The 12,521-nt window shown below is 61.3% G+C and carries 1 protein-coding gene; it reads left to right on the forward strand.

Going from position 1 to position 12,521, the window contains the following annotated elements; genetic code table 11:
* Positions 1 to 201: 201 nt before the first annotated feature.
* Positions 202 to 12,516 carry an Ig-like domain-containing protein gene (locus tag RBB39_RS09575; RefSeq protein ID WP_306169054.1) on the forward strand — a complete coding sequence of 4,105 codons (12,315 nt, stop codon included), beginning with the start codon at positions 202 to 204 and terminating at the stop codon, positions 12,514 to 12,516.
* The last annotated feature ends 5 nt before the right edge of the window (positions 12,517 to 12,521 follow it).

Consider the following 12,521-nt stretch of genomic DNA (forward strand, 5'->3'; position numbering starts at 1 on the left):
GTCTTTGTCTACAAATTTGGCAATGAGTTGTCTGAAGGTGATTATCGATATAGCTTCGATCTATCAAAAACGTTTTCAAGTGGTTCGGATCGCTATAATGTATTTATCTGGGATTTTGATGCGGGAAAGGTCTTCAAGACGCTGGCGTACGGTCTTATCGGCGATCTTCCAGGAAGTGGTATTTTCAAGACGTTTAGCGGTGTGTTTGATCTGAGCAAGGCCGGCAACTATGGCATCGTGATGAAGGTCGATCAGGACGGGGGCGCAGGAAACGGCGACTACGCCATGGATCGTGTGGCGTTTCAATATATTTCAAGGGATACCGATGGTGATGGTATCTGCGATGACAAGGATATCGACAGCGACAACGATGGCATCACCGATAACGTCGAGGCGCAGACGACCCAGGATTACATAGAACCTTCTGGCACCGATGTCGACAAGGACGGACTCGATGACGCCTACGACAAGGACACCAGCAATACCTCCGCTACGGCCAGCAAGGGGCTGACGCCGGTCGATACCGATAGGGACAGCACGGCCGACTATATCGATCGTGACTCCGACAACGACGGCAAGTTGGATATTGCCGAGCGCGATGATGGGGCCTCTTCCATTACGGATGCTACCGACACCGATCATGATGGCCTGCTGGATATCTTCGAGGGAACGAATGCCAACGATGGCTACGATGCAAACGATGAAAATGTCACGGAGAACGGTTTTACGTTGGCTGATTCCGACGACGATCTGCCGGCGGATGGCGACGGAGCAAAGCCACTTGTTGTCGATTTTGACTATCGCGAAAATGCTGTCTTGGATCGTGACGGCGATGGTATCATCGATACGGTTGATATCGATCAGGATAACGACGGAGTTATTGACGTTACCGAAGGAAAAGATACCTCTGTAGAAGAGAAATTCGACACGACCGATATCGCCAACGACAAGATACCGGATCTTGACTTTAACGGAACAAAGGTTGAGGTGACCTCAAATACCACCGAGGGTAGCCTCACCTATGGTCAAGAATCCGGAGCGGTGAACTTTGAATATTCTGAGAATAATGTGGCAACGGTCAGTCTGGCGACAGATGCCTTTGTGGACTTCGTTATCGACAGCAAGAACGTGCCCAATAGCAGGCAATTTGATAGGTATGATCAGCTTACCGTATCGAGCCCCGGTGCCTATATCGTGGTCTACGATCCCGACAATGTCTTGAATGTCGCCCAGGGAATTTATCTTAACTCGCTCACATTCAGCGTGAAAGGGCTGGGGAATCTGTACGGAGAGTCGTGGTCGGTAAGGGTCGTCGATGTAAAAACGGTGACCCTGAGCATGGGGTGGCATCCTGACTACAATGTGGTTGCCAATGTAGGGTCATGTGTCAGGATTGGTATCGGCGGATTGGCGAAGGACACTGACCGTGACAATATCGCCGATCACCTGGATATCGACAGTGACAATGATGGCATCACCGACAATGTCGAGGCGCAGACGACCCAGGATTATATAAAGCCCACTGGCACCGATGTCGACAAGGACGGACTCGATGACGCCTACGACAAGGACACCAGCAATATCACCGCTACGGCCAGCAAGGGGCTGACGCCGGTCGATACCGATGGCGACAACACCGTAGACTATCTCGACAGTGACTCCGACGACGACGGCAAGCTGGATATCGCCGAGCGCGACGATGGCGCAACGTCGGTCAGTGACAGCACCGATACCGACGGCGACGGGCTCCTCGACATCTTCGAGGGATCGGACGCCAACGATGGCTTTGATGCCAATGATGAGAACCTTGTTGACGGCAACTTTGCGCTCTCTGACAGCGACAACGATATCGCAGCAGATGGTAGCGACGCCTCACCCCCCGGCTTCGACCTGGACTATCGCGACAGCATCGGTCCGCCGACGGCGGTGGAAGACGCCGGGAAGACCAATGAGGACGTGGCGCTGGTGGTCACCAAGGATAAGGGCTTGTTGTCCAACGATACCCTGGCGGGGGCCACCGAAATCGCCTCGGCGGCCATCGACACCGACGGTGACGGCGTGGCCGATACCGCCCTGGTACTGGGGCAGGCCAATACCGTCAAGGACAGTGACGGCAATGTCACCGGCAAGCTGACGCTGGCCAAGGATGGCTCCTACCGGTTCGATCCTGTGGCGAACTTTTTCGGTGCACTGCCGATCATCAGCTACAGCCTGAAGGGACCCGGAGGCTACGCCAGTTCGACGCTTACGATTACGGTGACCGCCGTCAATGATGCCCCTGTGGTCACCAACGACAAGGGCGATGCCAAGGAAGACGAGACGCTGAGTGTCGACAAGAGCGAAGGACTTCTGGCCAATGACAGCGATGTCGAAGGGGATAGTCTGGTCATCTCCGGTTTCAGCGTGGCCGGCGTCACCGGCAGCTTCACCGCGGGTGAGGCAGCCAGCATCCCCGGCAAGGGGACGCTAACGCTCAACGCAGATGGCTCCTACAGCTTTACCCCGGCGCCCAACTACCACGGCAGTGTCCCGGAGATCACCTACACCGTCAGCGACGGCAAGGGCGGGACCTCCAGCGGGTCCCTGACCATTACGGTTGCCTCGGTGGAAGACAGCGTGTCACTTGGCGGCCTCGGGGATGGCAGCGACGGCAGCGATGGCAGCGTCAACGAATCGGCCTTGACCGGGGGCTCTGCCGCCGGCGGCAGTGGTAGTGTGCACACGGGCTCCTTTACCCTGGGGCCCGCCTCGAGCCTCGACAGCCTGACCATCGGTGTCACGATGATAACCCGGGCACAGCTGGAGGCCAGTGGCACCACCGCGATCACTATCACGGGTAGCTACGGTGAGCTGTCGATTAACGGCTATGACAGCGATACCGGGGTCGTGTCCTACCGCTACGTCCTGTCGTCGGTCGCCGATCATGGGTCGGATCCGGTCCTGGACAGCTTTACCATCGGCACCACCGACAGCGATGGCGACGAGACCTACAACGCAGGCACGCTGGCCATCCTGGTGGTCGATGACGTATCGACCGCCAAGGCAGACCAGGGCAGCGTCGACGAGGACGCCAGCGGCGGCAGTTCGCTGACGGGCAATGTCGTTTCCAATGACACCCTGGGGGCCGATGGGGCCGCCGACAGCGGTGCACTCAGCGCGGTCGGCAAGGGCGAGGCTGCGCCTTCGGGGCGTGTGGGCAGCAGCATTGCCGGTGACTACGGTAGCCTGGTGATGGACGCCAGTGGCAAGTACCTCTACACCCTGGACAACGCCAACGCTACGGTCAACGGCCTGCAGAAGGGGCAAACCCTCACCGAGACCTTTACCTATCAGATCACCGACGCTGACGGTGATACCAGCACGGCGACCCTGACCATCACCATCAAGGGCGCCAACGACGCCCCGACAGCGGAGGATATCACCGCCAAGTGTGCAGAGGACGGCGAGACCACGGGCACCATCGTCGGCGAGGACCCTGATGGTGACTCCTTGAGCTTTACCCTTGATGCTCAGCCCGAGGGGGGAACCGTCACCCTCGACGAGGACACCGGCGCCTTCACCTTCGTGCCGGACGCCAACGTCAACGGCGACATCACCTTCAGCGTCACGGTGGATGACGGCCACGGCGGCAAGACCCAGGTGGAGGTGACGGTCAAGATCAGTGCGGTCAATGATGTGCCGGTCGCGTCAGACGACAGCGCCAGCACAGCGGAGGACACACCCTTGATCGTTGGCAAGGACGAGGGCGTGCTGAGCAATGACAGCGATATCGATGGCGATGCCTTGTCGGTGGCAAGCTTCAGCGTCGAGGGGCTGACGGGCACTTTCACGGCGGGGGAAACCGCCACCATTGCCGGGGTGGGGACCCTGACCTTGAACGCCGATGGTTCCTACCGCTTCGATCCCGCGCTCAACTACCATGGCAGCGTACCCAAGGTGACCTATGTGCTCAGCGACGGGCACGTCAGCGACACCGCCACCCTCAGCATCACGGTCGATTCGGTCGACGATAGCGTGTCGGTGGGCGGGCTCGGTGATGGCGGGGACGGCGTCGACGGAGAGGTCAAGGAGTCAGGGTTGGTCGATGCCGACGGCACAGGACTGACCCACGACGGCACCTTTACGCTGGGTCCGGCGGACAGCCTGGCGAGCTTTACCCTGGGTGGTTCAACCATAACGCTGGCCCAGCTCGAGGCCAGTGCCACGACGCCGATCAAGGTGACCGGCAGCCACGGGACCCTGACGATCAAGGGCTATGATCGCCAGACCGGGACGCTGAGCTATCGCTACACCCTGACTTCCGCCGCCGACCACTCAAGTGGTGCGGTGAAGGACAGCTTTGCCATCGATGTGACCGATGTCGAGGGAGATATCACCAAGGGTATCGGCACCCTGTCGATCCGCATCACCGATGATGCGCCGTCGGCCACCGCCGATACCGGTTCGGTGACCGAGGACGGCGCGGCCTCCACAGGCAACGTACTGAGCAACGACCGGCAAGGCGCCGATGGCAGCAAGGTGTCGAAGGTGGGTGTTGCCGAATCCACCGATGGGGGAAGCGTCGGCAGCGCCCTTGTGGGCAGCTTCGGCACCCTGACGCTCAACGCCGATGGCAGCTATGTCTATGCGCTGGACAACACCAACGCCATGGTCAATGCACTGCAGCAGGGCGAGACCCTGACCGAAACCTACAGCTACCAGATCATCGACGCCGACGGCGATACCAGCACCGCCACCCTGACCATCACCATCAAGGGGGCCAACGATGCACCGACCGCGTCGGTCGACGCCTTGACCACATCGGAAGATACGCCGGTGGACGGCAGCATCGTGGCCGAGGACGTGGATGGCGATAACCTGTCCTTTGATCTGGTCGCCCAGCCGGAAGGTGGTACCGTCAGCCTGAGTGAGGATGGCAGTTTCACCTTCACCCCCGACGCCAACGTCAATGGTGACATTACCTTCAGCGTAACCGTCTCCGACGGCAACGGAGGCACCGTCACCGTCGAGGTCAGCGTCACGGTGACGCCGGTCAATGACGCCCCGACGGTGGTGGATGACAAGGCCGAGACCAACGAAGACACGACACTCGAGGTCGCCGAGGACAAGGGCGTACTGGCCAACGATACTGATGTGGAAGGCGATAGCCTGAGCGTCAGCGGTTTCAGTGTCGAGGGCGTGACGGGCAGCTTCAAGGCGGGCGAAACCGCCACCATTGCCGGGGTGGGGACCCTGACCCTGAACGCCGACGGTTCCTATACTTTCGTGCCGGCGACCAACTACAACGGCAGCGTGCCGAAGGTCACCTACAGCGTCAGTGACGGTAATGGCGGGACCACCAGTGGCGTACTGGTCATCAAGGTAAAGCCGGTGGATGATGAGGTCAGCCTGGGCGGGCTTGGCGATGGCAACGATGGCAGTGACGGCAACGCCATGACCGACGGCTCTGTCAAGGAGTCGGGCCTGACCGGTGGCTCGGATGTGGCGGGCGGCGGGATATCCCACAGCGGCAGCTTCACGCTGGGGCCCGCCGATAGTCTGGCAAGCCTGTCCATTGGCACTACATCGATTACTCGGGCGCAACTGGAAGCCAGCGCCACCACCCCGATCAAGATCAACGGCACCCATGGTCTGCTGACCATTACCGGCTACGACCAGAAGACCGGTATCGTCAGCTACACCTTCACGCTGACCACCAATGCCAGCCATGGCGATGGTAAGGTCCACGAAAGCTTCGTCATTGGGGTGACCGACGTCGAGGGAGATGTCACCGCCAATGCGGGCACTCTGACCATCGCCGTCATCGACGATGCACCGGTAGCCAAGGCCGATACCGGCCAGGCCGTGGAGGACGGTGGCAACATCAGCGGCTCGGTCATCGGCAATGACCTGGCAGGAGCCGATGGCGCCCCCAGCAAAGGGTTGGTCAATGCGGTCGGTAGCGGCAAGGATTCGCCGAGCGGCGGTGTCGGCAGCAGCGTTGACGGCTCCTACGGTAGCCTGATCCTCGATGCCAACGGCAACTACCTCTACAAACTCGATAGCACAAACACTGAGGTCAACGCGCTGGCGGTGGGGGCGAACCTGACCGAGGTCTTTACCTATCAGATCATCGATGCCGATGGTGATACCAGTATAGCGACCCTGACCATCACCATCATGGGCGCGAACGATGCCCCTGTGGCCAGCGTGGATGCGATATCCACGCCTGAAGACACGCCGGTCGACGGCCAGATCACGGCCAGCGACGTGGATGGGGATTCGCTGTCCTTCGATCTGGTGGCCCAGCCCGACGGGGGAACGGTCACGCTCAATGAAAACGGAACCTTCACCTTTACTCCCGACGCCAACGTCAACGGTGATGTCAGCTTCAGCGTTACGGTAGACGACGGTCACGGCGGTACCACCACGGTGGAAGTTACGGTGACGGTGACGCCGGTCAACGATACTCCTGTGGCCACCCCGGACACCAACAGCACGAGTGAAGACACCCCCCTTGTGGTGAACAAGGACAGTGGGGTACTGGCCAACGACAGCGATGTGGATGGTGACAGTCTCAGCGTCAGCGGCTTTACCATCGAGGGCGTGACGGGAACCTTCGAGCCGGGCGAGACGGTCGCCATCGAGGGCGTCGGCAAATTCACCTTGAACGCCGATGGGTCCTACCGCTTCGAGCCGGAGCTGAACTACCACGGTGACGTGCCCAAGATCAGCTACAGCGTCAGCGATGGTGCCGGCGGAACTACCACCGGAACGCTCCAGCTCAGCGTCGAGGCGGTCGACGACAAGGTCACCGTCGGTGGCCTGGGCGATGGTAGTGGTGACGGTGATGGTGCCAACGATGGACAGGTCAGCGAGTCCGGTCTGGCGGGGGGGACCGGTACCCTCGGTAGTGGCGTCTCCCATACCGGCAGCTTCACCCTGGGACCGGCGGACAGCCTCGCCAGTATCAGCCTTGGCGGAACCACCTTGACGCTTGACCAGCTGGTCAACAGTGCCGGTACGCCGATCAGGATCCAGGGTGGCCACGGCGAGCTTTTGATCAATGGCTACGACAGGGCCAGTGGCACGGTCAGCTATATCTATACCCTCAAGGCACACGCCGACCATAGCCAGGGGCCTGTCAGTGACGATTTTGCGATCGCCGTCACCGACGTCGACGGTGACGTCACTGCGGATGCCGGTACCCTGTCGATTGCCATACTCGATGATGCACCGAAGGCCGTGAACGACGTCGACGACACGATCAACAAGCCGAATCAACCCAGCAGTATCGCCGATGGAAACGTCTTGACCGGCGACGGAGGCGACGATCCCGATGCCATGGACGGTGACGCCGATTTCTTGGGCGGTGACGGTGGCACGGTCACTGCAGTGGGGGCAGGATCAGACGGGCCGTCGGCGTCCCATATCGGACAGGGGCTTCAGGGTGAATACGGCACTCTTGTCTTGAACGCCGACGGCAGCTACCGCTATGTACCCGATTTCGACTCGGACACGGTCAAGTGGCTGGCTGCCGGGCGACACGTTTCAGACACCTTTACCTACCAGATCACCGATCCTGACGGAGATACGGCCACCGCCACCCTGACCATCCGCATCTACGGCACGACGGCGGTGGTTGGCACGGAAGGGGGCGAGGTAGACGAAGCTCAACTCAACACGGATGGCGCCACCGGCACAGACCCTGGAGACTCGGCTGAGGTGATCTACGAGGGATCATTCTCGGTGGTGGACCGGGTGACGCAGCAGCTCAAAACCCTGACCATCGGCGACACGAGTTTCACCCCGAGCGAGTTGGCGGCGTTGTCCGCCGACAATCCGTCGGTACGCATCGAGACCGATCACGGCTATTTCGAGATTATCGGCTACCAGCAAGGCGACGGCACCGACGTGCGGGAAAACACCGTGCTCTATCGGTTCGTGCTGACAGAAGCGGCTGAGCATGGTGGAGAGCGAGTGTTCGATAGCGTCGACGTGGTCATGACAGACCAACTTGAAAATTCGACCCGGGATTGCCCCAAGGCCTTGATGATCGAGATTCTCGATGACGCGCCGATCGCCGCCAAGGACAAGGTCAGCGTCGCCGAGGACGGCGATGCCGGCACCGGTAGTGTATTGACCAATGACCGCGAGGGTGCCGATGGAGACGTCACGGTGACGGCGACGGGCCCGGGCTCCAGCGTCAGCTCAGACGGTGTCGGTAGCGAGGTTGTCGGCAAATACGGCAGTCTGACCCTGGCCGCCGACGGCAGCTATACCTACACCCTGGACAACACCAATACGGAGGTCGATAGCCTCAAATCGGGTGGTTCGCTGACCGAGATATTCAGCTATCAGATCACCGACGCCGACGGCAGTACTTCCATCGCGACTCTGACCATCACCATCGAGGGGGCCAACGACGCGCCGACGGCCAGCGTCGATGCATTGACGACCCAGGAGGATACCCCGGTCAGCGGTACCATCGAGGCCAGTGACGTTGAAGGAGATGACCTCAGCTTCGATCTGGTCGCGCAGCCCGACGGGGGCAAGGTCACGCTCAACGACGATGGCACTTTCACCTTCACCCCCGATGACAACGTCAATGGCGATATCACCTTCAAGGTCACGGTTTCCGATGGCAATGGCGGTACCACCACTGTCGAGGTCACGGTCAAGGTGGAAGCGGTCAATGATTTACCGAAGGTGACCGGCGAGACCGCCAGTACCCCCGAGGACACGCCGCTTGACTCGTCGAGCGACGACAGTCTGCCTGGTCTGCTCGACAACGACAGTGACATCGAGACCGATCACGACAGCCTGGTGGTCGTGGACGTTCGCGTCGACGGCATGAGCGAGAGCATCGATGTCGGTGAGACCGTCACCATCGATGGTGTCGGCAAGCTGACGGTGGAGGCCGATGGTGCCTGGCGATTCGAACCGGCACTCAACTACCACGGCAAGGTACCAACGATCACCTACACCGTCAGCGATGGCGAGGGTGGGACCAGCACCGCCACCCTGGACATCACGGTCACGCCGGTGGACGACCAGGTCAACCTGGGCGGCCTGGGCGACGGGAACGATGGCGGCGAGGGAGGTAACATCAGTGATGGCTCCGTCAGCGAGGCCGGCCTGCCCGGGGGCAGCGATGAAGGTAGCGGGCTGAGCCATAGCGGCAGCTTTACCCTGGGGCCGGCGGACAGCCTGGCGAGCTTTACCCTGGGCAGTCGCAGCATCAGCCTTGCCGAGCTCGAGGCCAGCGCGTCGTCACCCATCGCGATCGAGGGCCGCTACGGCACCTTGACCATCGAAGGTTACGATCGCGCCACCGGTACGGTCAGCTACCGCTATCTGCTGACCTCAAACGCAGATCACGCCAACGAGCCGGTGAGCGACGACTTCATGATCAGCGTGACCGACGTGGAGGGTGAGGTCACCGCCAACGCCGGGACGCTGGTGATCGACATCGACGATGATAGTCCGAGTGCGACCGATGACAGCGGTACCGTCGACGAGGACGGTGCTGCCGGCGCCGGCAGCGTCTGGGCCAATGATCGTCCGGGTGCCGATGGTGCGGATGCCAATGGGGCGGTGGTTGGGGTTGGTGTTGAAGCCGGAAGTCTCGATGGGGCCACCGGCGTCCCGCTGGAAGGGAGCTACGGCAGCCTGATCCTCAACGCCGATGGCAGCTATAGCTATACGTTGGACAACACCAATGGCGAGGTGGACGAGCTCCAGGTCGGTGGGATATTAACCGAGAAGTTCCGCTATCAGATCCGCGACGCCGACGGCGATCTCGCCACCGCCACCTTGACGATCACCATTCGTGGCGCCAACGACGCGCCGGAGGCTTCTGCGGAAAAGGTGACCGCCAGCGAGGATACTCCGGTGGATGGCAAGATCATCGCCACCGACGTCGATGACGATGAGCTCACCTTCAGTCTGGATGCGCAGCCAGAGGGTGGCACCGTTACCCTCGATGAGGAAGGTAACTTCACCTTTACCCCGGATGCCAACTTCAACGGCGACACCAGCTTCACTGTCACCGTGACCGACCCTTCCGGTGCCACGGTCACGGTGGAGGTCGATGTCTCGGTGACCCCGGTCAATGACGCGCCGTCCGCCAAGAACGACCAGGCCACGATCGCCGAGGACACGCCTCTGACGGTCGCCGCCGAAGACGGCCTGCTGGCCAACGATAGCGATATCGAGGGCGATAGCCTCAGTGTTACGGGCTTCAGTGTCGATGGTATCGAGGGAACCTTCCTGGCAGGGCAGACCGCCGTCATCGAAGGCGTCGGCGAGCTGACCATCAGCGCCAATGGCAGCTACCGTTTCGTGCCGGCGCTGAACTACAACGGCGAGGTGCCACTGGTCACCTATACCGTCAGTGACGATGGGGGCGCGACCTCCGATGCGAGCCTGAGCATTTCGGTCACGGCGGTGGACGACAAGGTGACTGTCGGTGGGCTGGGGGATGGAGGCGGTGAGCCAGGAGGGGGCGATTCAGCAGGCGACGCCACCACCGATGGGTCGGTTGACGAGGCCGGTCTGACAGGAGGCAGCCACGAGGGCTTGGGCCTGAGCCACAGTGGCACCTTTACCCTCGGACCAGCCGACAGTCTGTCCAGCCTGACCCTGGGGGGAAGCACCATCAGCCTGGATCAGCTCAAGGACTGTGGTAGCCATCCCATCGAGGTGACCGGCGATCACGGCACCCTGGTGCTGCGCTACTACGACCCCGCCACCGGAGAGGTGAGCTATACCTACCATCTGGCCTCGAGGGCTGATCACTCCGGCGGCGCGGTCAACGACAGCTTCGCCATCGGCGTCACCGACGTGGAGGGAGAGACCACCGACAACATTGGCACCCTGGCCATCGCCATCATCGACGATGGTCCTGGCACCGGCAATGACCGCGGTGAGGTGAGCGAGGAAGGCTCAGAGCCGGGAAGCGACTGCAGCGGTAATGTCCTCCTCAATGACCACTATGGTGTCGATGGCGTTGCGGTGGATGGCGGGGTCACGGCGGTCGGGTCAGGTCAGTCATCGCCCGAGGGCGGCGTTGGCGAGCCGGTGGAGGGCCGTTACGGTAGCCTGGTGCTGAACGCGGACGGCAGCTATTCCTATACGCTGGACAACAGCAACCCGGTGGTGGACGCGCTCAAACCGGGGCAGACGCTCACCGAGACCTTCAGCTACACCATCACCGACAGCGATGGCAGTGTTTCCACCGCGACGCTGACGATCAGCGTTCTCGGCGCCAATGACGCCCCTGTCGCCAGCGTAGATCCCATCGTCACCACCGAGGATACCCCGGTCGAGGGGCGCGTCGTCGCCACCGACGTGGATAATGACGACCTGACCTTCCGTCTCGACCATCAACCGGACGGCGGCACCGTCACGCTCAATGAGGATGGCACCTTCACCTTTGTGCCCGACCCCGACGTCAGTGGCGATATCAGCTTCAGCGTGACCGTGACCGACGCCAGCGGTGCCACCACTACCGTGGTAGTCACCGTCTCGGTTGAGCCGGTCAATGACGTCCCTGTGGCCAGTGCCGATCCTATCGTCACCGGCAGCGGTGAAGCCGCCGCTGGTCAGGTGGTGGCATCGGACGTTGAAGGGGATGATCTCACCTTCGCGCTGGATGACGGTCCTCGACACGGTCAGTTTACCCTGAACCCGGATGGATCCTTCATCTATGTGCCGGAAGCAGGCTTCTTCGGCAGCGACAGCTTTGTCGTCGCGGTGTCGGACGGGCAGGGCGGTGTAACCTACGTGACCGTCTCGGTGACGGTGGAGCCCCTCGATAGCTTGTATATCGGTGACCGTGCGCCCGAAGTCCCGGCGCAGGATGTCGAGTCGGATGCTGAAGGGCCCTTGATGCATGCCGATGGCATGGTCGATGAGGTGGTCAATCAGTACGGAGGCCTTGGTGGCCTTGCCGATCTGTCTACCGATGGGGCAGTAAGAGCGGCGGTACACGGCATCTCGGCGCTGACCGACGCTGAAATGGAGGTGGTAAACAAGGATCAGCCGAGAGAATCCAGCGCCTGGAGCTCCTCGATGCTGCAGGAAGCCAGATCGCTGGCTCATCCCGGTGAGGTGCGAGCGACGTCGTGGGCAAGCAGCGATGGCCGAGCGACGCTGGAGGCTCTGGTCGAGAACGAGCGGGCGTGGCTCACGCTGCCGGAAGGGCAACGCGACATCAAGGTGTCATTACCCGGGGGACGAGCCTTGCCGGACTGGATCCAGCGTCCCTCGATCGGTCAGCTGCTGATCGAACGGCCGGCGGCGCTGGAAAAGGTGACGCTGGATATCGATAGCCGAGGCGGTGAAGGGGAAGCACATCACTATCGCCTGGTGCTGGACCTGGACAAGGTTCGGCTGGAGGTGAGTGAAAGTGAGCCGTCGTCCCCTGTGGCCGCGCCAGGCTTCAGCGAGCAGCTCAGTAGGGCCCATCACCGGTCGAATGACCTGGACCCGAATCTGCTTGAGGCGCTGGCGCTGCTGACCGAGCACGATTGACGGTT

This window comes from Halomonas sp. MMSF_3323, assembly GCF_030733595.1.
Lineage (GTDB): Bacteria > Pseudomonadota > Gammaproteobacteria > Pseudomonadales > Halomonadaceae > Halomonas > Halomonas litopenaei.